Here is a 23,334-nt window from a genome sequence, read left to right on the forward strand (position 1 = left end):
TGCCCATGGCCGGCTGGTGATCGTTGACTGTGTTCATCTCGGTGGAGGCGGCGTAGAAGTTGTCCGGGCGCATCCCCAGCAGCCCGCCGCCACGGGTGGCGAAGTCCGGTGGCGCGGTATCGGGGGCGAACACGCCCTTGACCACCGAACCTTTGGTCAAAAGCCCCACGGGCAGGGTCAGGGTGTGCGACACCCAACGACGCAACCAGGCCGGGCGTACGGCCAGTGACAGGAACACCAGCGGCAACAGGCGCTGCGGGTGGGTCAGCGGCGCAACCAGGACCAACCCGGACACTGCATGCGGATGATCAAGCGCCAAGGCCAGGGCAATCGCACCGCCAAGGGAGTGCCCCAACACCAGCGGTTTATCCAGGTCGAGGGTCTTGATAAACGCAGCAATCTGCCGGGCCTGGGCCGGCAGATCTGCCGCCGTGTGTGCGCCACGGCTGGAATAGCCGGAGCCCGGACGGTCCAGCGTAATCACCCGAAAGCGTTCACGTAATTGCCCGGACAACGCATAGGTGAGGTTGCGACTGCTGCCCATCAGCCCGTGAATCATCACCAGCGGTGGGCCTTTACCTTCTTCGACATAGTGAAAGCGCTCGCCATCGACCTCGACGAAACGCCCGTTGATCGGAACGGTGGTTTCTATACGCCGTGTCATCCAGGCACTCAAGCCCCACAGCAGCGCACTGGCGCCCACCAACACACCCGCAGCAACAACCCATTCAACCGCCATAGCTCGGTCCTCTGCTTCCCTGCTGCTGCTCCCTGACCGGTATTGGTCAAGGCCTCAGCCACCGTCCACACCCTGGACCCGGACTTGCTGCATAGCGTGCGCGTCTGTCGGACAAGGCGCACATTGCGAACAAGGTCCTAGCGTAGGCGATATTTTCAGGTAGATTATTTAAAATCTTTTTTAAAATAATTAATTCATTTTTTCTTTGCAATGGTGTTCTATCTAAAAGACAAAACAAAAACAGGAGCACATCTGATGCCCATGAGGGACAGCCTATGAATGCCCACACTGATTCCATCGACATCGCCATCATCGGTTCAGGTTTTGCCGGCCTGTGCATGGCGATCAAACTCAAGGAAGCCGGGTTTACCGACTTCTTTATCGCCGAGCAGGCCGACACCCTCGGTGGCACCTGGCGTGACAACCACTACCCTGGCTGCGCCTGCGACGTGCAGTCCCATGTGTATTCGTATTCGTTTGCGCCCAACCCCAACTGGATGCGGCAATTTGCGCCACAGGCGGAGATCCGCGCTTACCTTGAGCACTGCGCGCAGCGGTTCGGGCTGGCGCCCTATTTGCGCTTCGGCATGGGCCTGCAACGTGCGGTGTTTGATGAGCAGCAGCAACGCTGGCAACTGAGTTTCAGCGATGGCCGCAAGATTAGCGCGCGGGCGCTGGTGTCGGGCATGGGCGGCCTGTCACGCCCGGCGTTGCCGGATATTCCAGGGCTGGACAGCTTCAAGGGCAAACGCTTTCACTCCCAGCACTGGGATCATGACTATTCGTTGAAAGGCAAGCGCGTGGCGGTGATCGGCACCGGCGCCAGTGCGATCCAGTTCGTGCCGCAGATTGCCCCGCAGGTGGCGCACCTGGACCTGTTCCAGCGCACGCCACCGTGGATCATGCCCAAGCCGGATCGCGAGATTTCAAGGCTCGAACGCTGGGCCTTCAAACACCTGCCGTTTACCCAACGCCTGGTGCGCGGCGCCTTTTACTGGGCGCTGGAAGGCCGCGTGGTGGGCTTTGCCCTGCACCCGCGGCTGATGAAGATGGTGCAGAAGATCGCCCTGCGCCACTTGCGCAAACAGGTGGCGCGCCCTTCCCTGCGCAAAACCCTGACGCCGGACTACACCATCGGCTGCAAGCGCGTGTTGATCTCCAATGACTACTACCCGGCGCTGTCACGCAGCAATGTCGAGGTGGTCACCGACACGGTGCTGCGCATCGAAGCCGATGGCGTGATCACCAGCGACGGCATCAAGCACCCGGCCGACTGCCTGATTTTCGGCACCGGTTTCCAGGCCACCGATCCACTCCCCCGCGACTGCATCATCGGCCGCGACGGTATCGACCTGATGGACGCCTGGCGCGACGGCGCCCACGCCTATAAAGGTACGACGGTGCCGGGTTATCCCAACCTGTTCCTGATTGTCGGGCCTAACACGGGCCTGGGGCATAACTCGATGATTCTGATGATCGAGGCCCAGGTCGCCTACATCCTCGATGCGCTCAAGCACATGCAGCACCAGCGCATTGCCACGGTCGAGGTCAAACCCGCCGTCGAGCAGGCTTACAACCAACAGTTGCAGGACAAGCTCAAGCACACCATCTGGAACACCGGTGGTTGCCAAAGTTGGTACCTGGACCCGCGCACCGGCAAAAACACCACGCTGTGGCCCGGCTCAACCTGGCGTTTCAAGCAGGTCACCCGGCACTTTGCCCTCAAGGACTACCTCGCCAACCCGTTGCCGGCCTCCGCGCCGCGCGCGGTTGTGGCCCCGCAACCCACTGCAGAAGGCAGCCTGTCATGAAGTCATTCAATGGCCGCGTGGCGGCAATCACCGGCGCAGCCTCCGGCATGGGCCGTGCCCTGGCCCTCGCATTGGCGCGCGAAGGTTGCCACTTGGCGCTTTCGGACAAGAACAGCCAAGGCTTGGAACACACCCTCGCGCTGATCAAGTCTTCAACCTTGTCGCCGATCATGATCACCACCCACGTCGTCGATGTGGCCGACCGCCAGGCCGTGCAAGACTGGGCCGCACGCTGCGCGGCCGAGCATGGCCAGGTCAACCTGATCTTCAACAATGCCGGCGTGGCGCTGTCGAGCACCGTCGAGGGTGTGGACTATGCCGACCTTGAGTGGATCGTCGGCATCAACTTCTGGGGCGTGGTGCATGGCACCAAGGCGTTTCTGCCGCACCTCAAAGCCAGCGGCGAAGGGCATGTGGTCAATACTTCCAGCGTGTTCGGCCTGTTTGCCCAGCCGGGCATGAGCGGCTACAACGCGACCAAGTTTGCCGTGCGCGGCTTTACCGAATCCCTGCGCCAGGAGCTCGACCTGCAAGGCTGCGGTGTGTCCGCCACCTGCGTACACCCCGGCGGCATTCGCACCGACATCTGCCGCAGCAGCCGCATCGACGCGAACATGACCGGCTTTCTGATCCACAGCGAGCAACAGGCCCGCGCCGACTTCGAAAAACTCTTCATCACCGACGCCGACCAGGCCGCCAAGGTGATTCTGCAAGGCGTACGCAAGAACAAGCGCCGCGTGCTGATCGGTCGCGACGCGTACTTTCTCGACCTGCTCGCCCGGTGCCTGCCGGCGGCCTATCAGGCCCTGGTGGTGTTCGCCAGCAAACGTATGGCGCCCAAACCGCGCACGCCGGTGTTCGAAACCAACGACGAAACCCGACTCTGAACAGGAGCACGCACCATGCTGCCGATCCGTCGCGATATCCGTTTTGCCTTGCCTGCCGAGCGCATCAAGGACTGGCACGAACAAGGCCCGTTCATCACGCACTTTTTCAACGCGTTGTCGCTGCTGTTTCCCCAGGGCGAGCTGTTTTTCATGGACAGCGTGCGCCACTACCGCCAGCGCATCGACGACCCGGCGTTGAAGAAAGAAATCCAGGGGTTTATCGGCCAGGAAGCCATGCACAGCCGCGAACACGTGGCCTACAACGATCACTTGCAAGCGGCCGGTCTGCCGGCGCACACCCTCGACAAGCGCCTGAAGTTCTTCCTCGACCTGCAAAAGAAACACCTGCCACCGTCGTTCAACCTGGCGGTGACCATCGCCCTGGAACACTACACCGCGATGCTCGCGGAAATCCTGCTCAGCGACCCGTCGCGTTTTGGCGAGTCACTCAAGGGCTACCAGCAGATGTGGTACTGGCACGCCCTCGAAGAAACCGAGCACAAGGCCGTGGCGTTCGATGTGTGGAACACCGTGATCAAGCCTGGGCCGATGCGCTATCTGTTGCGCACCGGCACCATGTTGACCACCACGCTGCTGTTCTGGCTGGTCGTGTTTGATTTCCATGTGCGCCTGCTGTTGGCCGACCGCAAAGCCGGTGGGCACCTGAAGGGGTTCTGGCGCATGCTCAAGTTTCTATACGGGCCCAAGGGCGTGTTCCCACGCATGCTGCGGCCGTGGTTGCACTATTTCAAACCGGGCTTTCACCCCTGGGACCATGACAACCGTGCACGCCTGGCGGGTATCGACGACCTGGTCGAAGCGATTGAAAAAACCCGGCGCGAATACGCGTCCGCCCACGCTTAAGCCTGAGCCGCCGCACGTCTGCGGACAAAGCCCGGTAGCAGGTCGCCGGGCAGCGCCTTGCTGAAATACCAGCCCTGGATAAACAGCTCGGTGCCGGTATTCAAAAAGGCCAACTGCTCGGCGGTCTCCACGCCCTCGACCACCACGCCCAGGTTCAGCGCCTCACAAAAGCGCAACATGCCGGTCAACACCTGGGCGCCTTTGGGGTCGCGCTGGGCCACCACGAAACTGCGGTCGATCTTGATAAAGTCCACCGGAAACTGATGCAGGTAACTCAAGGCCGAAAACCCGGTGCCGAAGTCATCGATATACACCTTGGCGCCGATCGCCTGGAGCCTCTGGATGGTCTGGCGGGTGGCCTGGACATCACCCACCAATGCATCTTCGGTGATTTCCACCGAGATCTGGCCACAGGCCTGGGCAAGGATCTCCACCAGGCGCTCGCCATAGCCTGCGTGAGTGAGCGTGGCGCTGGAAATATTGATGGTCATGGGCAAGGCAAAGCCGATCTTTTGCCACTTCTGATATTGGCGCACGGCCTGGGACGCCACCCACAGATCAACATCCGGCATCAACCGCGCCTGGGCCAGCCATTGCAGGAACTCCCAGGGTGAATGCACCGTGCCCTGGCTGTCCCGCGCGCGCATCAGCGCCTCACAGCCGGTGCACAGGCCGGTGCGGGTCGAGACTTGCGGCTGGAATTCCAGGTAGAACTCGTAATCGCTGATCTGCTGGATACGGCTCAATTCGACTGCCTGACGGGCGGCCGCCTTGTGGGACGCCAACACCGGGTCCAATTCCAGCAGGCGGCCTTTCTCTTCGAGGCCACGGAAGGTCATGTCCAACGACTTGAGGTACACCGTGCCACCCTCACTGGACTGGCGATGAATCGCGCGCACATACGGCGCATACACCAACGTGCCCAGCCCCAACAGCACCACTTGCAGCACCACCGCCGCCACGTCGCCGTGAGTGCTGAGGTAGGCATTGAGCAGCACTGGCGCGGTAAATGGCACGCTGGCCACCGCCGGCGATACCCAGCCCAACTGCACCACCGTCAATGCCAGCAGGGTGTTGAACGCCGGCACCAGCAGAAACGGGATAAACAAGCGTGGGTTAAGGATGATCGGCAAGCCGAACAACAGCACTTCGCTGACATTGAACAACGACAGCGGCAGACTGGCCATTGCCAGCAAACGCATGGTTTGGCTTTTGGAAAACAACAGGATCGCCAGCAGCAAACACAACGCCCCGCCCGACCCACCGATAAACGCGAAAGAACCGAGCAGGCCACTGTTGAGCAGGTACTTGACCGGTTCACCCGCCGCCAGCGCGGCGCCATTGAGCACTACGGCCTGGTCCAGTACATCAAACAGCGGCTGCATGGCGTACACACCGTGAATGCCGAAAAACCACAGCAGCGAATTCATCAAGGTCACAAACAATCCGCTGCCATACGGCGTTTGCAATGCATCCAGTACCTGCGGCCCCTGTAGTTGCGCCACATAGGGAATCTGCAACATCAACGACAACACCACCACCAGCAACAGCGCTGTAATCGCGCCGGGCACCACCATGTTGATGGTGCCGCGCAGGTTGTGGCCCACCAAGTCTTCGTTGACCAGCCGTGTCCAGCGGAAACGGTGCAGCCAGGCGATCGTCGGCACATTCAACAGCGGCGAAGCGATGGCGATAAACAATACAAACGTCGCCGATGCTCGCGGGTAGTCGCGCAATACAAAGGTGGCGATCACCACGTGGGCCAGGCACAAAAATGCCACTGGCAATTGTGGCAGCCGGTGCTGGATGGCGAGCATGTAGCCAATCGATGCCGCCACCAGCAGCGGGATCACCGAGCTGATCTGGTTATGCAACCCCGACAGAAAGGCCACCACCTGCGGATCGAAGCCCAGCACCTTGGCGCATTCAGCCAAGATCAGGAAACCGGCAGACACCAGCAGGCACGGCAGGATCCACAGCAAGCCTTCACGGATGGCGCGCAATGATTCGGTACTGGCCAAGGCCGCCAGGCGTTGGGTGAGGAAAAGTTTGAACAGCGTTTGCGCCATGCCCCGTCCCTCTGCCCGTATCGCTTTCTGCCCATGCTTGGCAGTGCCCAAAAATCCCATGTAACGCTACACGGCCACCTACCGGTAGCGAAAGGCTTTTGCCGCACTACAATTAATTATTCAGAGTTAATTTCAGATTGCGCGGTGTATCGGGGCCGTCAGGTCAGCCCTCAAACCCGTTTTCTCGATGCCCAGGCCAGCGACCCTGCCCGCCTACGTGGCGATTGCCCGCCAGCTGATTGCAAAGCCTTGTGCGTGACCCCATCTATTCACTTCATCCCATCAGGAGTAAGCCCTTGTCAGAACCCGGTGATAACCACCAGCGCGCCCTGGACCGTTTCTTGAATGAACACCCCCAGGTGGCGACGCAACTGGATACCCTCAACCCTCTGGCCGCCCAAGCCAAAGGCGAAACCCTCGCGCAGTATCGCGCCGAGCGCTTGCATGAAGCTTTCGAGGCCGAGGCTGAGCGCCAGAATCTGTTTGCCTGGGAGCTGACGCTCAAGTTGACGGCCGAGTCGGCTGAAACTTTTGAGGCTCAGCGCCTGGAAGTGCATAAAGAAGTCGCCCAGATGGCGGGGTTGGGGTGGGAAGAGTACTGCCGGCTGCATGAGTTGGCTGGGTAGGTCATGTGGGAGCTGGCTTGCCTGCGATGGCATCAACTCGGTGCACCTGACACACCGAGGTGTCTGCATCGCAGCGGTGCGACGATTCGACAAGCCAGCTCCCACAGAACAGCCGATACACAGCGTAGGCCAAATCGATACCTTGGCAGGCACCCATAGCTACCTGAACCAGCGCCATCGACAACGCGCCATAACCTCGCCCAACGCCTCCACGCTGATCGTTCGGCGCTCAGGATCCATCGCCAACGCCAAGCGCAAGGCTGGCCAACACGCTGCGGGCAGCTGCCGGGGGCGCTCCAGCCGCTCAGTGGCCCGACGCTCGCCCAAGCGTTTGCCATGGGCCAACTCATACACCACACACGCCACCGCATACAGATCAGCACTCGCCGTCAATGCACCGCCCGCCAACAACTCCGGCGCAGCATAAGCCGGTGTCCAGGCATTAAAACGATCACGACTCACACTCGCCAGCCCTGCCATCGCCTCCGCCGTCGCCTGCCCGAGGCCGAAATCGAACAAACGAATGCCCTCTTCACCCACCATGATATTCACCGGCTTCACATCCCCATGCAGCACACCTTGACGATGCACATACGCCACAGCATCCAGCAGCTGCACAGCCAGAGGCTGCAACTCACGCCACGGCAAGCCATCGGGACACTCCAGCAGCAGCCGGTCCAGGGTCATACCGTGCATTAACTCCATGCTGAAAAACGCGATCTGGCTGCTGATATCCACCTCAAACGCAAACATGCGTACCACGCGCTCATGCTGCAGGCTGCGGGTCAGGGCAAACTCGCTGTAGAGCAGCACATGTGCATCGGGCGCCAGGCGGAGATTCTCACCGAGCACCTTGATTGCCACGCTGGAACAGGGCTCGCCAAACTGCTCATGCAGCAGGTCGCGCGCCCGGTAGACCACACCCATGCCGCCCGAGCCCAACACGCGCTCCAGGTGATAACGCCCCGCCAGCAAGGTGGGCATGCCAGGTGCCGTGGTCATACGCGCACCACCACGGCCGTCAGGTCATCCCGCGCCGGCCCGCGTAGCGCCGCCGTGAACAGCCGCGCCACCACCTGTTGCGGCGTACCGCTGTCCATGGCGCAGCCCAGCTCGGCGTGCGTCATCGCCTGGTACATACCGTCACTGCACAGCACAAACACATCGCCTGGGTGCGCGCCCAACTCCAGCACCTCGAGTTTCAGCGGGTGCCGCGCGCCTACGGCGCGGGTCAATGCCCTGGCGTCGGGATGCGCCTGGGCCTGCGCCAGGCTCAATCGCTGCTCATCCATCAATTGGCGCAGCAGTGAGTGATCGCGCGACAGCTGATACAACCGCCCGCCTCGCCACAGGTAACAGCGGCTGTCCCCCGCCCAGATACACGCTGCGCGCCGGCCCTCCAGCAGCAGGACCACCACGGTACTGCCCATCCTGTCGTCGCGACCTGCGGCCGGCGGTGAGGTGTTATCCCCCCAACACTGATTGAGCCGTTGCAGGCATCGCCGCACCGCATCGATGCGCTGATCGAACGTACCGTGGACCGGCAACGCGGCAAGGCTGTCGACCACCCATTGGCTGGCCCTGTGTCCGGCCCGGTGGCCGCCCATACCGTCGGCAACCGCCCAGCAACCTTGTTGGGGGCAGTCGAGGAACGCATCTTCGTTGCGCTGCCTGGCCTTGCCACGTTGAGTACGTGCCGCGCTGTTTGCGGCGGCTTGCGGCGCGGTCACAGCCGCTCCGGCAAACGGAACGTGCGCCACGTGTCCATCTGAAACGGGCTGGGTGTGCGCTGGCTGACCAACAGGTAATTGGCACGCAAACCAGCGAGGTCGGACTTGAGTATTTGCGCATCGCGCCCACTGGCGGGCTCGCTGTACAGCAAGTCAAAAAACCGGAACAACGACCAGGCCCCGCTGTTCTTCTCGATGCCCAACGGCCGCTGTGCACCTCGTTCCAATACCAGGCTGCTGCGACCATTTTCCACCTCGCTGGGCCACTGGAACGTCACAGGCACAATCGGCCCATGACGGTACTCCAACTGCTGACCGCCAAAGCTCAACACCGCGCGGCTGACCGCCTGATCCAGGCTATAAGGTGCCAACGTAAATCGAACCGACAACTCGCCTGGGTCGCCACCAAAAAAACCACGGCGAATGGTCTGCGCTTTGCCGAGTTGTTCCAGCAGCGCGCGCGACATTGGCAGGCTCTGGCCTTCCAGGCCGCGCAAGCGATAACGCCCGCCGTCGGCGCTGATAAACGGGCGCAGGTAGGTTTCATGGAACCTTGCCAGCACGCCCTGGGGTTTAAAAAACTCCTCGAAGTCGCCCAGGGCCACGTCGCTGCTGGCATGGGCATTGAACGGGTAACGCTGGCGAATAGCCTTGGCATACAGGCTATACACCTCGCTCTGGTAGCGTTGGTTCACATGCGTATAGGCCTCATCGAACAAATGCCGCCAACTGTCGTCGGCAAGGCCCTCGACCCAACCTTTGAGCGGCAGCGGCAAACGTGCGGCAATATCGCGTAACTGTCCCAACCCAGGTTGTTGCCCTTCCATACGCCGTTTCACCATCTGGAAAGCCGCCTGCTCCGGTGACCCTTCGCGGTTCAGCGCTGCCATCTGCAGGTGCACAGCATCAAGCTGGCGCAACGCCTGGGTCAGTTGCTCACCCGGGTTTTGCTGCTCATCAAGCAGTTGATGCAAAGGCTCGAAACGGCGTTGCAAGGCGCGTCTTGCAGCGTCATCGCCTGTGGGCTTGGGCAAAACACCCGCGCGTACACGGGCAGCCATCGATTGAGCGATAGCCGCCACGTCACCGGCCTCGTGGGGCACCGCTGACATCGGGTCATCAGTGGATAGCAAACGGGTATTTTCACGCACCTGCTGTAACAACAACACCAGTGGTGATTGCGCCGAGGTGAGGCTCGCCAGTTGTTCGGCGTCCTGGCGCAGGTTTTCGGTTTCGCGTAATCGGATCTGGCCCAGGGCCTGGCTCCACGCATCGGCGTACTCGCTGAAATAGCGCTGTTCGAGCTCGACTATCAACCGGCGCAACTCCATCGCACTGAGGTCAGTCGCCTGCCCCAGCACCCAATTGTCCAGGACAATCGCGTTAACCAATCGCGGGCCTTGCTGGTCGAAATACTGCATATAGCGCTTGCTGTAAAACCCGGAAATCGGTTGGTCCAGCGCCATGAACACAGTGCCGTCGGTGAGACGGCTGGGCTCCAGCGTGTGCGATTGCTCGCGCAGCACGCGATATACCACGTCTGCCAGCGACTCTCCGCGCAGCACCTGGCGAGCCTGGGCGACCAGTTCATCATTGAGTGGCGCGGCAAAAGGTTGTTCAAGCAGCCGGCCGAAGTGCTCACTCAGGCGCGCCTGCGTCGAAGCCTCACCGGCATAGCGCTCGGACCACCGAGTCGCCACGCGCTCCGCCAGCCACCCGGCATCACGTCGCTCGCGCAGATTGAGCATCAGGTAGGCGCGCAGGTTATCCAGTAACCGTTCGCGATCCCCAAGGCTCGACCGCACCTGTTCTTCGAGCAGCGAAGCGACCTGGGCGACCATTTGCTGCAGGGCGTCGTTGTAGGCACTGACCAACGGTGGTCGGCTCACTTCACCCTGAAACAGTCCGGCTCTCTCCAGCACGCCGGCCTCTGACACCGGCGGAAACACCCGAGTGGCCGCCAGGCGATTGTCCAGCAATGTCAGTAACCCCAACGTATGGTCTGCATCGTCCGGGGCTGGCGTATTAACTTGACCTAACTGCGCCAACAGCTCCAGGCGTTGGTGGTTGATCCCATAGCTGTGCACCCAGAGCATGCCCGCCGCACCGATGACCAGTGCTACGGCGCTCGCCCATCCCGCCTGCCGCCAACGAATGCGTCGGTGCTCCTCGGCGTGCAGCCCCGCAAGATCGGCCTCGGCGAAAATCACCTGGTTGAAAAGACCTTGGACAAAGCGTTCGTGCCGCTCACCGGCACAGGTCAAATAGAAACCTCGCAACCCCTGGATGCGCTGATTGCGATGGGCGCAGAACGCAACTTCGATAAACAGGCATAAACGCTCACCGATGCGTGCCACCTGGGGCACAAAACCCAGCATCCAGCCACGGCGCTCGACATTGCGCTCCTGGTGCAGGCGCTGCACCAGTTCGCCACTCAGGCGCTGCAGCAACGTCTCGAACACCTGGCGCACCTGCGCCATAGGCACACCCGTGTGGCTGCCAGTGATCAGCTCACCGAATACGCCCTCTGCGGCGCTGTCGTGCGGCGTATCAAAAAACGCGGTAAAGCCTGGGATGTGGTCAGCGTGGGTCAGCACCAAATAAACCGGAATATCGATATGCAGCGTCTGCTGGATATCTTGTAACCTGGAATGCACATGCCGTGCATGGCGCTCCAGATCATGCTCATTGCTGCCCAACAGGGTGTCCACCGACAACGTCACCACCACGCCGTTGAGTGGACGTACTCGCCGCCTGGACTTGAGCAGCCCGAGTAATGTTGACCAACCTGCGGCATCGACCGCGCGGTCGGGCTGGTCCAGGTAGCGTCCGGCACTCTCCATCAGGACGCCCTGATCGGCGAAGAACCAGTCACAGTAGGCGCTGGCCCCTGATGATGCGGTTTGAAGATGATCCGGCGGGCGCTGCAAGCCATTCGCTGCCAGCAAAGCGCTCTTGCCGCTGCCTCGCTGTCCGATCAACAAGTACCAGGGCAGTTCGTTGCGTGAGCGCACGCTGCGCCCGAAATAGTGGCGAGATGTTTTCAAGGTGTGCAGCGCGTCCTTGAAACGGGCGCGTACCTGTTTGCGCTCATCCTCTACCAGCCCCGGATGCTGACGGTCGGCCCGGCTTTCGTCGGTTTTGGACCTTGCGCTGTGGCGTGCGCCCGCAATGACCATCGCCAGCCCCCATAGCAGAAACAGCCCGCTGATAGTCACGAGCCGAGCCGTAGCACCTTGCCAGAACCGGTGGTCATCCACCGCCAGCACAGGCCCGAAAAACCACACCAGGCACGCGCTGGAAAGTACCAGCAACAAGCTCCATACCCAAACGATGCGCAGCAGGTTGCCCGCGCCCTTGAAGAATGCGTTCATTCAATGTTCCCAGCGTTACAAGGGCGTCGGAGTCAGTTCCGGCGCCGAAGATTGAAAGGGTTGCAATGCATGGGCTCGCTCCTGCTCCAGTACCCAGGCAGTTGCCGAATACATCGCCAGCAAAGCGATCAAGCCCAACGCCACACACCAGGTTGCGGAGAGTGTGCGCAGCCGCTTGCGGCGTGCCGGCTCCGGCCGGGGAACAGAGGCGGACACAGACACCGGGTCGCCACGCACGTGTCTTATCTGGCGATACAAGGCGTCACGGACGCCCTCAAGCTCGGTCACGCCGCGCTCCATGACCCTGTATTTGCCTTCAAAACCCATCGACAGGCACAGGTACATCAGTTCCAGCATGGCCAAGTGCTTCACGGGGTCGCGAGACAGTCGCTCCAACAGCTGGAAAAACTTTTCGCCGCCAAAGGTTTCGTTGTGAAAACGGCTCAGCAGACTGATCTTCGACCAGTCGCTGCGACTTCCCCACGCCGTGGTGACTACCGCTTCATCAACGACGCTGCACAGCACATAGCGAGCAGCAATCACCTGAGCGCTTTCCATGCCTTCATGCTGGGCGCGGACCTCGAAGCGTGTGAGGCTTGCGGCCAGGCGCTCATTGAGCGTCTGCAGGTTTTCCCGACCGCTGCTGAGTTTAAGTTCAAGCACCTCGCACATCAGTTCCCAGGCCGCTGTCACCAGCGGGTTAAGGCCCACGTTGAAACGTTGAGCGCCCTGCACAGCGGCGGCGTAGACCATGCGGTCTTCCAGCTGTTCAAAACGCGGTGGCGAGGGAAAGTCCGTCACCGGGCGCTGTACCGGGCCGTGGCCGTTACGATCCAGCAACACGGTTTTTTCATCCAGCGGGTAATCACTGTCCATGTTCATGCTGTTCAATTCCTGATAGCCCAGAAGGTCAGTTCCAACTCGCTGAACTCGCCGCCGACATGGAACGCAAAACCACCCGATTGCTCCAACTGCGCGATATCCCGGGCACTGAGTTCGAGCATGAAATAGGTTTTACCGGCATGAAAAGGGATCTGGCGGGGCGCCACTGGCAGTGGTTTGACCTTGATGCCCGCCAGGTGCAGGTTGACCAGTTCGCGGATGCGCTCTACAGGACCGATCTTCAGATGGGCCGGCAAACGATGGCGCAGTTCTTCCGAGTCGCATTGAGCCGCGACTGCCAGGATGAATGTCGCGGTGCCCAGCAGCTTGAGATCGGCCACTGGGCAGACCATTACCCCATACTGGCGCTGTTGCAGTACCAGCTCCAGGGCATGCTGCTCAAAGACCATCGACAGCACTGTGCGCAACCCCGCCATCAACCCACGAAAACTCGCGCCCTGGTCGCCGTGGAGGTAGCGCACCTGCTGGGTGGCACGTTTGCTGTCGCTGGCAAACGTCGCCAGTTCGCCCAGTATCGACAGCATCTCGCGGAATAACGCCTCTGAACGCACTTGCGCCTGCACCAGATAATGGCGCAACACCGGCTCGGTCCGATTGATCAGTTGCAGCATCAAAAAGTCCGCAATCTGCGCACCCGCCGTGGCGCCATTGCCGCCCATCCGCTCAGCAATCGCATCCCCCCGGCTGGCGAGCAGGCTGATCACTTCTTTGAGGCAGGACGAAACAAACCCCGAGCCCTGCACATAAATAAATGTCGGGGCAAAATCAGGCTCCATACGCAGCCCCTCTTCAGCAGAGCATTCCAGCACCTGGGCAATCTTCAGCTTCACGTAGACCTCATCCCCCGGCTGCTCACCCAGCAACAGGCGCAAATCCGGCCGTGCGCAACTGATCTGGCAACGAGCGTCCCGGCCCGCATTGGAGTCCGCCACTTCAATGTCACAGGCGATGTAGCGCGCCAACACCTCCGGCGCCTCCTGCGTGCGGGTTTCAACCTGATTGCCGGTCGTCATCGGTAACGCCAGGTACACCGATTGCCTACCCGCGTTGGCCGGCACCTCCAGCACCAGTGGCGCCATGGCGGTGGTCAACTCGAAAAGACTGCCGTCCGGCAAAACGCCACTGGCTTGATTGACCACCAGCTTGCCCAGGTTCAGGTATTGCAGGTCGATGTCCAGGCTCAGGAAACCCCAGGCATCACTGCCCAGCAAGCGAGTTCGGTTAAGCTGCTGATGGTAATAACGGTCGTTATGTTGCAGGTGCTGGGGGCGCAGCAACATCCCTTCCTGCCAGATGACTTTATGAGCCTGCATATCAGTTCTCCTCCAGGCTGGCGAGCGGGTCGCCAGCACGGATACCCGCCTGGTCAAGCACCAGGTGCGCTCTTGTGACTTGCTGTGGCGCCAGCGCCAGCACCCATCGCCATTGCACATGGGGTAAATCGCGGTACGCCGCAATGATGCCCACATAACGGCTTTGCGGTTCGCTCCTGAGTTTGAGGGCCACCTGCTCGCCGGGTCGCAGCTCCAGCTCCTCGCTGCTCACCCAGTCTTTGGGCAGCGCCTGCTCGGCATGCCCATACAGGGTAAAAAAATCTGCGTTTTCGAATGCCACTGGATGCTTGAGTTCAAACAGCTGCACCACCACCGGCGAGGGGCGCCCATGCAGGTCGGGGTTCACTTCGTCACTGGCGGCCAGCGTCAAGTCGAGCTTGGTCAATGTGGAAAACGGTGACAGGTTGCTGCAACCACCCAGCAGCACCAATACAACCAAAAGAGGCAGGGCGACACGGGTCATGGGCATCCTCCCGGAGGTGTGGCAAACAACGCCGAGGCCAGGCGTACCTGCTCCTCATAGGCCTTGGAAAAGTTGCCGCGCAACAGGTCCGTATTCGATGCATTTTCTTCGACCACTCTTTGATAGTGGCGCTGGTAGGCCCGCCAATGCGCCCTGTCGGCAAAGAACCTCGGCACCTTGTCATCGCGCTCAAAACTGGCCAGCAAGTGACCGGGGGCAAACGTCGCCAACGAGGTGCGCAGCGCCGTGCGACATGCAACGAGCAGCGCGACCTGATGCACTTGCATTTGCCGGTACACCTGCGTAATGGCCGCTTCGGCGCAGGGTTGCGCCAACTCGCCCGTGCCCAGCAACGACGCCAACGCAGAGTCAATGCACAGGCTGTCTTTCAACGCGTTCGGACGTTTGATCAAGGTGCTCGCGTCCAGGTCCAATTCGTTGTGCAGTTCGTCGTGAGTGCGCAGGTTCTGTTGCAACCCATCAATCGCGCGCCTGAGTAAACCCGCAACCTTAATCGCCAACGCCTCGCGGCCAGCGCAATCGAGCGCATGCGCACTGACGCCCAACGCTTTGGCGAACTGCGCCCAGAACACTTCGTAAGCCTCGGGCGCCTGCGAGTCAGGCAAGACAGGTTCGACCCTCTCTACCAAAACGTCTGCCTGTGCAGGTAAGGTCAGGTAGTCGCGCTCAACACCGTCACCAGACATCCAGGCACTCGGTGCCTCTTGCACGTCGTTCAAGGCGTCCAGTTCGCACGGCGTTGCGCCGTGCATCGACTGGCGATCCCATTCTTGAACGGGGTCCAGGCCCAGGTAAGCATCATCGGGTATCACCCCGCCCGCAGTGGATAGTGGCTGGCGATGCGACGCCACGCGCTCAATCAACCGCGCACGGATAGCAAATGGCCCCAACTGGAAAACATCACCCTCCACGATCAACCGCGCCTGCCCCTTTTGCAGCGACTTGCCACTGCTCACCGCACGGATACCGTTACTGCTGATATCCGTCAGGAAATAACGCGCGTCACGGTACGCGATCAACCCGTGGTGACTGGAAAGCAAGCGACTGGGGTCAGGAATACTCCAGTCGCAACCGGCTCCACGACCGACCACGCCGCCCACTCCATCGAACACCTTGCGCAGTGGCGGCTCATCGCCCCCGCCATCACACACTTCAAGCACTAATTGCATGAAAGGCTCCTTTTCATTGGCCGCGACGGGTCGCTTGGGAGTCACCCAAAGGACGATAGTCAGCGTCATCAAACACATAATTGGCGCTGCAACCGCTCAGCAAACACAACACAAGCAGTACGGCTCGCCATGGACGATCAGGCATCGGGGTTCTCCCTGGAAGATAAAACAAGTGGGGCATCGCAGAGCCCATTAGCACGCCAGCGTGAATACGCCATTCAGCATTCTTCTCGAGACGCGCCCATGGGGATATTCAAACGCGCAAGCCGGTACAGAAGCGTGCGACGCGCGACCCCAAGTTCACGCGCGGTGCGCGTTCGATTGCCACGGTTCTTGTGCAGGCAATCGATCAGAAAGACCCGTTCCACCCGCTCCAGGCGCTGACGCAGAGTCGCCTCGGCGGTCGTACCCGCGGGAGCCGACGACAGCGACAGGTGCGCAGGTAAAATCACCCCGTCATCACACAGCAGCACCGCCCGTTCCACCAGGCATTTGAGCTCACGCACATTGCCTGGGAAGGCGTGGCCGGAGAGCTGGTCAAGCGCGGCACTGGACCAACTGACCACCGGCTTTTTGAGTGCCGCGCAGACCTTTTCAGCAAAGTGCCGGGCAAGCAGCAGCACATCACCGTCACGCTCACGCAAGGCCGGTAATTGGATAGGGAACTGTGCCAATCGGTAATAGAGGTCCTCGCGAAAAGTCCCCTGGCTGACCATTGCCAGCAGGTCGCGATGGGTGGCGGCGATGATTCGCACGTCGACCTTGTGGGCGGTATTGGCGCCCAGGGGGCGCACCTCACCTTCTTGTAGAACTCTCAGCAGCTTTGCCTGCAGGGAGAGTGGCATATCGCCAATCTCATCCAGCAGCAGTGTGCCGCCATCAGCCGCGTCAAATAGCCCTGCATAGTTACGCTCCGCACCGGTAAACGCGCCTTTGCGGTAGCCGAACAGCTCACTCTCCAGCAAGCCCTCAGGGAAGGCTGCGCAGTTTTGCACGACAAACGCTCGCGTGCTGCGCGGGCCGGCGGCGTGAATCGCACGCGCCACCACCTCCTTGCCAGTGCCGGTTTCACCGTGCAACAGCACGGTAAAAGGCGCCTGCACAACCTTGCCGATGAGGTGACAGGTCGCTTCCATCGCGGTGCTGTTGCCGATCAAGCCATAGCCGCCTGTGACGGGCGCACAGCGCTGGGCAACAGCAGTGATGCGCCCAGGATGGGCAAGCCGGCGCAGAGTTAATTGGCCGAGGGCAAAGCTACCCAGTTGGCCCAACGACACGGCGTAGCCCTGCAATTGCGTCGGGCGCAGGCTGGCACAAAGCAGGACGCCGCACACCGCCTTGCTCCGGTTGAACAAGGGCAGGCATGTCAGCGAGTGCCAAGGCAACGTCGCTACGGGCAGAAAACCGCTGTCATAGGCGCTGTTGCACAGTTCATCAATGGTCAGCTCCCGCCCCTGGTTAAGGACGTAGTGCAATAACTGCTGGTGTTGAACCTCCACAGTTGCAGCCCGCTCGCCTGAGGGTTCCCCGTCAGGAAAGTATTGAGCGATCAACCTCAACTGGCCGGTGGTTTCCTCCCGCGCATACAGTTGGCACAGGTCACACTCGCTCAACTGCGCAGCGGCCGTGACGCAAAGCTGCGCCAACGTCGATTCCTCACACTCAAATCCCAGGCGGGTGAACCAGCCCAGCAGTTGGTCGGTGCAGGCCTGCGGACCAGGCAACGGCTTGAATGCGCTGTGCGTCATTGGCTGAACTCACACACAGGCACACCGCGGCCATCCAGCGTCGCGTGGGTGGCAGAGAGGGATTCGCCAACGGCCATCGCACTGAGCAGGCGATCAACGATCTGCGGCAGCAGGTGGGATTCGATCCACTGGTCGATATAACGCGCGCCACTGTCCTGGTGCATACAGCGTTCGACCATGTGCGTGACCAGTTCGGCGCTGTAGCTGAACACCAGTTCACGCGTGTGCAGCCGTTGGCCAAGGCGCGCAAGCTTGAGCCTTGCCACGTCCTGTAACCGTTCGCCTGCGAGCGGGTAATACGGCACGACACGCATCCGGGCAAGCAGAGCCGGCTTGAAGTGAGCGCGCAATACGGGGCGAATCACTTCCTCCAGCACCTCAGAATCAGGGCGCTGGCCATCGGCGCACAGTGCTGTGATGCAATCGCTGCCCAGGTTGGACGTCATCAGGATCAGCGTGTTACGGAAGTCGATTTCGCGACCTTCACCGTCATTGGCCAAGCCCTTGTCAAAGACCTGGTAGAACAGGTTCAGCACCTCTGGGTCGGCCTTCTCGACTTCATCGAGCAGCACCACTGAATAGGGGCGCTGGCGCACGGCCTCGGTCAGCACCCCGCCCTCGCCGTATCCAATGTAACCGGGAGGCGCTCCGATCAATCGGGACAGGGAGTGTTGCTCCTGGTATTCCGACATATTGAGCGTGATCACAAACCGCTCGCCGCCGTACAGCAAGTCCGCCAGCGCCAGCGCCGTCTCGGTCTTGCCGACCCCGCTTGGGCCGGCCAGCAAAAATACGCCTACTGGGGCCTCAGGATTATTAAGGCCTGCAGCCACCGCTCGCAGGTTGCGATCAAGCGCCTGCACCGCCGGTTCCTGCCCAATAATTCGCTCGCGCAGGGCATCGGCAAAACCCGGGATGCGCTCACTGTGCTCCAACGCCAGTTGCTCGACCGGAACACCGGTCCAGCCGCTGATGACCTGAGCGACCACCCGTGGGCAGACCTCGTGACTGGCTTGCTGCTGTTCACGCTGCATCCAGCCCTGCTCGGCTTGCTGGCGCTCAAGCTCGAGGGCGTCCAGACGCCGGACCAGTGTTTGCAACGCTGGCTGGTCAACTGACAAGCCTGCTTGAACATCGCGCTCAAGCGCCACGCGCTGCTGTGTGCCCTCGGCCAATTCAGCGCACAGCTGCTGCAACACCTCAGGCGCCGCCGTCAGGCTAATGCGCACTTGCGCACAGGCTGTATCCAGTACATCGACGGCCTTGTCCGGCAACTGGCGCCCCGCCAGGTAACGAGCGCTCAGTTGCGCTGCCGCCACCACCGCATCGTCGCGTACATAGACGCCATGGCTGGCTTCATACACCGGCACCAACCCGCGCAAAATGGAAACTGCCGCCGCCACACTCGGCTCGCCAACCTTCACCGGCTGGAAGCGCCGTGCCAGCGCAGGGTCTTTTTCGATGTATTTTTTGTACTCGGACCAGGTCGTGGCTGCGATTGTGCGCAATTGACCGCGCGCCAGGGCGGGCTTGAGCAAATTGGCGGCATCGCCTCCACCCACCTGCCCGCCGGCACCCACCAGGGTATGTGCCTCATCAATAAACAGGATCACGGCCTGTGGTGAGGCGTTGACCTCGTCGATCACACCTTTGAGCCGCCGTTCGAACTCGCCCTTGATGCTGGCGCCGGCCTGCAACAAGCCCATATCCAAGGTCAGTATGCGTACTCCCTTGAGTGGCTCGGGCACCTGTGAGGCAACTACTCGCAAAGCGAGCCCTTCGACGATGGCGGTCTTACCCACGCCCGCGTCTCCCACCAGGATCGGGTTGTTCTTGCGCCGACGCACAAGGATATCGATCAATTGACGGATCTCTGCGTCGCGGCAAAGGACCGGGTCGATACGGCCTTCGCGGGCTTGATGCGTCAGGTCGTGGGTAAAGCGCTCCAGCAGCGACTCGCCTGGTCGCAAAGGGCCAGTTCCAGATCCCTGGCTCAACAAAAAATCCAGCACCCGTCGCGCGTCCAAACGACTCAGCAATTGCTGATAACCACTGCCCGCGTGTTGCAGTGGATGGCGCAGAAGTGCCAGCAATAAAGCACCGGCATCGACTTCAACCTGCCCCAGTTCAAGGTGGCCAACCATTAATGCTTGTTGCAACCACTGCACGAGTCCCGGGGCAAACACCGGGCTGCGCGATGCACTGTGTTCACCTTTGAGCTGCAGCATGGCCTGAAGCTCGCCTGGAGCGATCTCGGCATCCGCCAGAGCCCTGGCCAAAGGACCATCATGGTGTTCCAGCAGTGTCAGCAGCAGGTCCTCAACCAACACTTCCTTGCCACCGCGCGTAACACATCGTTCAGCTGCCCGCGCCAAGTCAACGCGCGTTTGCGGGGTCAAGGTCCGGATCAGTTGTTGCAGGTCTACATTCATCATAATCATCAGTCCCTAATCAGAGTGGCTGGCCAGAGTGACCACACCGTCGGCACGCTCGTACCCCAACCAACTGGTCCAACCGAGACGACATACGTTGCGCTCGCCAATATGCAATGGCCGCACTTCACCCTCGGCCAGTACCAGGCGCACGTCATAGTCCAATGGCACCCGCAGCATCAGGCGAACCAGCGAGCACAACGGTTTGCACGCGCTGCCGGCGGGTAGAAACGTGTGAAAGCGCTGCCAGCTCAAGCCCTCGACATGCACCCTGAACTTGCCGCTACGATCGGCAACCCGGTGCCCGAGCAGCAGGTCTTCGCCAAGCACGTTATTGGCCGTACCGAGTTGATTGCGTTGCTGTTGGGCGATGACCACCGTGCGTTCAACCCATTGTTCAATGAACAAACGACTGTGCTTGAAGTAATGGCGCAGCACCGTTTCGATCAACGTTGCCGAATGCGCTCGCAGGCTCAGCAGCCCCAGGTACGGCAACAACCGCTTGCAGTCCAATTGCGCCGCGTCTCGAATCTGGCGGCTGCCCAGCCCGACCAGCGCAAACATCTGCGCGGAAAAAGCATCACTGGCGTCGGTGCGAAAACTCGCTCGATAGCGATACTTACGCCAGATCGGCAACATCAACCTCTGCAGGCGGTGGTGAAATACGTCGAGAAAGCCACGGCTGACGCTGCCACTCGCCTGCTCTTGATAAAACCCAGGCAATGGCGAACCGGCGCCAAACAAGCCGAGCACGTTAAGACGCACGCGCGCGCGTAACTGTCCGTGCTCGACAAAAAAAACCACCCGGTCAATGTCGTGCCCAGGGAAACCCAAGCTTGGGTTGGCCTGGAACTCGAGCAGGTCATATAACGCGTCGTCATCCAGTGAAGGATGGCTGTCGCGCAGGCGCTCAATCACCTGCAGTACCGCCTGGAATAACGAATACTCGCGAATTGTGCGTGCTAGAGCAGTCAAAGCAGGGCCTGCCGACCCATCCGGGGTGGCCATAGATACACGTCTCCTTGTGTGCTGGTGACCCGCAGTTCGTGATACGAATTGAGGCCGGCGTATAGGGCAAAAAACTCATTGAGTGCCGAGGCGAAGACAAACAGGTCGCCCTGGCCGGCAAAGCCGTTGACGTCAATACTCAAGTCGACCTGCAGGCCGCGTATCGGCAGCCCACGATGTATTCGATCAACGGCTTGATGACGGATGGACTTCAACGCATCCAGTCTTCGCTGGCTGACGTTGTGAGCCTGTCGATCGTGATAGCGCGGCAAGTCGTATGTCTGGAGGATGACTTTCAAGGCACGGGTATCGGTCAACGAGAGGTAGTTGAGCGACATGTTGCTGATCAGTTTCCAGAGGAAGTCCTGGTCCAAAGGCGGAGCAAAGCTTGCCGTTGGCGCACAGATATTTCGAAACGTCAGGAATTCCGGGGTTTGTTCACAGGGCTGATTGATCTCTCCCACCTGCAGCAGCCGTGGCAAGTTGTGGTTGGTGCAGGTCAATTCAATCGAAAGGGTTTCCTGCTCATTGCCTGGGCCAGTGCCAAAACTCAACCAGGTATCCAGTTCGGCACTTTGCACCGACGAGCGCTGACGAATGCTGTAGCTGGGCGTGCGCGCCGAAGTGGCATTGCCACTGCCATGCTCGAAGGATTCGAACGGCACATACGCCTGGTAGCCCAGCCCACCCGGGCGCCATCCGGTCACCTGGTCCACGGAAAAGACCGCGGCATTGCCCCGCGCTATGCCACCCGGCAGCAGCAGGTACTCATCCTGCTTGCCATCGAGGCGAATGGGCACTGCATCGTGCTTGAACAGGTTGGCAATCGGCGTGCAATACAGCTTTACGTTGTCCAGAGTGGGGCGATGCGCCGCATGCGCGGGGTGGTTTAACTTGAAACGCAGCTCTATACATCTCGCCTGCTTGCGCAATTCATTTGGCAACGCCTCTAACGCATCCAGCCCCAGTACATCGACAAACAGATACTTGTCCGTAAACGCAAAATATTCCTGCAGATGGCGATAACCGCAAAAGGTGTTGGCGGGATAGGGAATCAGTGCATGCTCCTCATCGAACCCCACCGGTTTTACCTGGCTTGCAGCAAGCCGCAGCGACAACGGCTGGCCATCGCGATCCTTGATCACAACCCCTTCGTGGTCAAAGAGCCGCAATTCGATGCCTTCCAGATGACGCAACAAGCTCAGGTACAAGCCTTGGCTCACCTGTCGATCACCCGCCAGGTGCAAACGCAATTGATCGAAGGCCAACTGGCTCAAATTGCCCTCGACGCTCATCTCCATGTGCAGGTTGAGGAGCGTTTGTGCTCCCTGGGACACGTACTCCAGGCGACTCAGTTGCAACGCCAGCACCTGGGTGGCGTAGCAGGTACGAAAGCGGCAGCGCTCACCATTGACCAGCACGCTTTCAACCGGCGTGTCCCGTTCTACGCTCACCGTGGTGCACGCATGTTTCAACGGGTCAAATTGCAAGATACTGAACGCCGGCAGTGGCCGCATATAGTTGGGCCACAGCAGATGCATCAATGAGTGAGTCAGCTCTGGAAGCTCGTCGGCAAGCTTCTGGCGCAAGCGCCCGGTCAGAAAGGCGAAGCCTTCCAATAGACGCTCTACATCCGGGTCCTGGCCTGAGTCGGCGAGAAAAGGTGCCAAGGCTGGGTTGCGTTCAGCAAAACGCCGCCCAAGTTGGCGCAAGGCACTGAGCTCACTTTGGTAAAAGTGGTTAAAGGACATCAGGCAGTACCTCAACCCGACCACAACCGGCCAACTGCGCGTTAAAAACCACTGGTTGCATAACGCCGTCGATGAGCAGTGTTGCCTCAATCACAAACGCCAGGACCAAGGGGTTGCCGGTATCGGGTAAGCCCCTGACACACACATTCGAAAGACGTGGTTCGTAAACCTGGATGAAACGCTCAATCGACAGGCGCGACTGACTCAATGACTCATGCAGGCTCAAGCGCATGTCATTGAGGTCGGGCAGCCCATAGTCAGGCAGCGTCAAGACACTGCCTGCACGTGTGCCGAGCATGTTCTCCAAGTGCGCGGCAATCGACGCTACACTTCCGGCCCTGGCGGGTGCCAGGCCTTCGAGACGCTCAAAAAGGCTGCGATAGTCGGGTATCCCCTGCCCCTTTC

General features: G+C 60.6%; 19 protein-coding genes. 4 read left to right on the plus strand and 15 right to left on the minus strand.

Annotated elements, in window-relative coordinates; translation table 11 throughout:
- On the minus strand, nucleotides 1-739 hold a 739-nt coding region (locus HBO23_RS24490; protein ID WP_170040047.1), incomplete at its 3' end, for an alpha/beta hydrolase.
- Between the two features lie 275 nt (nucleotides 740-1,014).
- Between HBO23_RS24490 and HBO23_RS24495 the strand changes: the two genes are divergently transcribed.
- The 3 genes from HBO23_RS24495 to HBO23_RS24505 are packed head-to-tail and all read left to right on the plus strand — an operon-like array spanning nucleotide 1,015 to nucleotide 4,301.
- On the plus strand, nucleotides 1,015-2,550 hold the full coding sequence (locus tag HBO23_RS24495; protein WP_170040048.1) for an NAD(P)/FAD-dependent oxidoreductase: 1,536 nt from the start codon (nucleotides 1,015-1,017) through the stop codon (nucleotides 2,548-2,550).
- On the plus strand, nucleotides 2,547-3,437 hold the full coding sequence (locus tag HBO23_RS24500) for an SDR family NAD(P)-dependent oxidoreductase (RefSeq protein ID WP_170040049.1): 891 nt from the start codon (nucleotides 2,547-2,549) through the stop codon (nucleotides 3,435-3,437). The genes HBO23_RS24495 and HBO23_RS24500 overlap by 4 nt, the downstream gene beginning before the upstream one ends.
- A gap of 15 nt (nucleotides 3,438-3,452) precedes the next feature.
- The gene (locus HBO23_RS24505; protein ID WP_170040050.1) at nucleotides 3,453-4,301 is read left to right on the plus strand and encodes a metal-dependent hydrolase; all 849 of its coding nucleotides are present in this window, start codon (nucleotides 3,453-3,455) and stop codon (nucleotides 4,299-4,301) included.
- Here the strand turns inward: HBO23_RS24505 and HBO23_RS24510 are convergent.
- Nucleotides 4,298-6,370 carry an EAL domain-containing protein gene (locus HBO23_RS24510; RefSeq protein ID WP_017136816.1) on the minus strand — a complete coding sequence of 691 codons (2,073 nt, stop codon included), beginning with the start codon at nucleotides 6,368-6,370 and terminating at the stop codon, nucleotides 4,298-4,300. The two genes, HBO23_RS24505 and HBO23_RS24510, sit on opposite strands and share 4 nt — an antisense overlap.
- A gap of 296 nt (nucleotides 6,371-6,666) precedes the next feature.
- On the opposite strand from HBO23_RS24510, the gene HBO23_RS24515 reads away from it, so the two are divergent.
- Complete coding sequence (locus tag HBO23_RS24515; RefSeq protein WP_169987799.1) at nucleotides 6,667-6,996, plus strand: DUF6388 family protein; 330 nt, start codon at nucleotides 6,667-6,669, stop codon at nucleotides 6,994-6,996.
- Nucleotides 6,997-7,155: 159 nt separating this feature from the next.
- Here the strand turns inward: HBO23_RS24515 and HBO23_RS24520 are convergent, their stop codons facing one another.
- The 13 genes from HBO23_RS24520 to tssE form a co-directional block, all read right to left on the minus strand.
- A complete protein-coding gene (locus HBO23_RS24520) occupies nucleotides 7,156-7,998 on the minus strand; it encodes a serine/threonine-protein kinase (RefSeq protein ID WP_099547829.1) in 843 nt (280 codons plus the stop codon).
- On the minus strand, nucleotides 7,995-8,726 hold the full coding sequence (locus HBO23_RS24525) for a PP2C family serine/threonine-protein phosphatase (RefSeq protein ID WP_170040051.1): 732 nt from the start codon (nucleotides 8,724-8,726) through the stop codon (nucleotides 7,995-7,997). The genes HBO23_RS24520 and HBO23_RS24525 overlap by 4 nt, the downstream gene beginning before the upstream one ends.
- Entirely contained in the window at nucleotides 8,723-12,100 is a 3,378-nt protein-coding gene (gene tssM, locus HBO23_RS24530; RefSeq protein WP_170040052.1) for a type VI secretion system membrane subunit TssM, read from the minus strand. Before tssM ends, HBO23_RS24525 begins: the two co-directional genes overlap by 4 nt.
- 15 nt (nucleotides 12,101-12,115) lie before the next feature.
- On the minus strand, nucleotides 12,116-12,982 hold the full coding sequence (icmH, locus tag HBO23_RS24535; protein ID WP_138450039.1) for a type IVB secretion system protein IcmH/DotU: 867 nt from the start codon (nucleotides 12,980-12,982) through the stop codon (nucleotides 12,116-12,118).
- Nucleotides 12,983-12,987: 5 nt separating this feature from the next.
- Nucleotides 12,988-14,316: a type VI secretion system baseplate subunit TssK gene (gene tssK, locus HBO23_RS24540; RefSeq protein ID WP_169987794.1), complete on the minus strand. Its 1,329-nt coding sequence runs from the start codon at nucleotides 14,314-14,316 to the stop codon at nucleotides 12,988-12,990.
- Nucleotide 14,317: 1 nt separating this feature from the next.
- Nucleotides 14,318-14,800 carry a type VI secretion system lipoprotein TssJ gene (tssJ, locus tag HBO23_RS24545; RefSeq protein ID WP_017136823.1) on the minus strand — a complete coding sequence of 161 codons (483 nt, stop codon included), beginning with the start codon at nucleotides 14,798-14,800 and terminating at the stop codon, nucleotides 14,318-14,320.
- Entirely contained in the window at nucleotides 14,797-15,990 is a 1,194-nt protein-coding gene (gene tagH, locus HBO23_RS24550) for a type VI secretion system-associated FHA domain protein TagH (protein WP_170040054.1), read from the minus strand. Before tagH ends, tssJ begins: the two co-directional genes overlap by 4 nt.
- Nucleotides 15,991-16,003: 13 nt before the next feature.
- On the minus strand, nucleotides 16,004-16,135 hold the full coding sequence (locus tag HBO23_RS33965; RefSeq protein ID WP_026013686.1) for a hypothetical protein: 132 nt from the start codon (nucleotides 16,133-16,135) through the stop codon (nucleotides 16,004-16,006).
- A gap of 73 nt (nucleotides 16,136-16,208) precedes the next feature.
- A complete protein-coding gene (locus HBO23_RS24555; RefSeq protein WP_170040056.1) occupies nucleotides 16,209-17,738 on the minus strand; it encodes a sigma 54-interacting transcriptional regulator in 1,530 nt (509 codons plus the stop codon).
- Nucleotides 17,735-20,179, minus strand: coding sequence for an AAA family ATPase (locus HBO23_RS24560; protein WP_262378219.1), 2,445 nt, complete (start codon nucleotides 20,177-20,179; stop codon nucleotides 17,735-17,737). The genes HBO23_RS24555 and HBO23_RS24560 overlap by 4 nt, the downstream gene beginning before the upstream one ends.
- A 6-nt stretch (nucleotides 20,180-20,185) precedes the next feature.
- The gene (tssG, locus tag HBO23_RS24565) at nucleotides 20,186-21,178 is read right to left on the minus strand and encodes a type VI secretion system baseplate subunit TssG (protein ID WP_170040060.1); all 993 of its coding nucleotides are present in this window, start codon (nucleotides 21,176-21,178) and stop codon (nucleotides 20,186-20,188) included.
- Nucleotides 21,142-22,929, minus strand: a complete 1,788-nt coding sequence (tssF, locus tag HBO23_RS24570; RefSeq protein ID WP_099547822.1) for a type VI secretion system baseplate subunit TssF — start codon at nucleotides 22,927-22,929, stop codon at nucleotides 21,142-21,144. Before tssF ends, tssG begins: the two co-directional genes overlap by 37 nt.
- Complete coding sequence (tssE, locus tag HBO23_RS24575; protein WP_170040146.1) at nucleotides 22,919-23,320, minus strand: type VI secretion system baseplate subunit TssE; 402 nt, start codon at nucleotides 23,318-23,320, stop codon at nucleotides 22,919-22,921. Before tssE ends, tssF begins: the two co-directional genes overlap by 11 nt.
- Between the last annotated feature and the right edge of the window lie 14 nt (nucleotides 23,321-23,334).

It is taken from the genome of Pseudomonas sp. WS 5532, assembly GCF_012985445.1.
Classification (GTDB): Bacteria; Pseudomonadota; Gammaproteobacteria; order Pseudomonadales; family Pseudomonadaceae; genus Aquipseudomonas; species Aquipseudomonas edaphica.

Coding starts and splice junctions, on each gene's coding strand:
- tssK (WP_169987794.1), bottom strand. CDS start 14,316: ATGCAGGCTCATAAAGTCATCTGGCAGGAAGGGATGTTGCTGCGCCCC.
- HBO23_RS24520 (WP_099547829.1), bottom strand. CDS start 7,998: ATGACCACGGCACCTGGCATGCCCACCTTGCTGGCGGGGCGTTATCAC.
- tssG (WP_170040060.1), bottom strand. CDS start 21,178: ATGGCCACCCCGGATGGGTCGGCAGGCCCTGCTTTGACTGCTCTAGCA.
- tssM (WP_170040052.1), bottom strand. CDS start 12,100: ATGAACGCATTCTTCAAGGGCGCGGGCAACCTGCTGCGCATCGTTTGG.
- HBO23_RS24495 (WP_170040048.1), top strand. CDS start 1,015: ATGAATGCCCACACTGATTCCATCGACATCGCCATCATCGGTTCAGGT.
- HBO23_RS24510 (WP_017136816.1), bottom strand. CDS start 6,370: ATGGCGCAAACGCTGTTCAAACTTTTCCTCACCCAACGCCTGGCGGCC.
- HBO23_RS33965 (WP_026013686.1), bottom strand. CDS start 16,135: ATGCCTGATCGTCCATGGCGAGCCGTACTGCTTGTGTTGTGTTTGCTG.
- HBO23_RS24560 (WP_262378219.1), bottom strand. CDS start 20,179: ATGATTATGATGAATGTAGACCTGCAACAACTGATCCGGACCTTGACC.
- HBO23_RS24505 (WP_170040050.1), top strand. CDS start 3,453: ATGCTGCCGATCCGTCGCGATATCCGTTTTGCCTTGCCTGCCGAGCGC.
- tssJ (WP_017136823.1), bottom strand. CDS start 14,800: ATGACCCGTGTCGCCCTGCCTCTTTTGGTTGTATTGGTGCTGCTGGGT.
- tagH (WP_170040054.1), bottom strand. CDS start 15,990: ATGCAATTAGTGCTTGAAGTGTGTGATGGCGGGGGCGATGAGCCGCCA.
- tssF (WP_099547822.1), bottom strand. CDS start 22,929: ATGTCCTTTAACCACTTTTACCAAAGTGAGCTCAGTGCCTTGCGCCAA.
- icmH (WP_138450039.1), bottom strand. CDS start 12,982: ATGAACATGGACAGTGATTACCCGCTGGATGAAAAAACCGTGTTGCTG.
- HBO23_RS24500 (WP_170040049.1), top strand. CDS start 2,547: ATGAAGTCATTCAATGGCCGCGTGGCGGCAATCACCGGCGCAGCCTCC.
- HBO23_RS24555 (WP_170040056.1), bottom strand. CDS start 17,738: ATGACGCACAGCGCATTCAAGCCGTTGCCTGGTCCGCAGGCCTGCACC.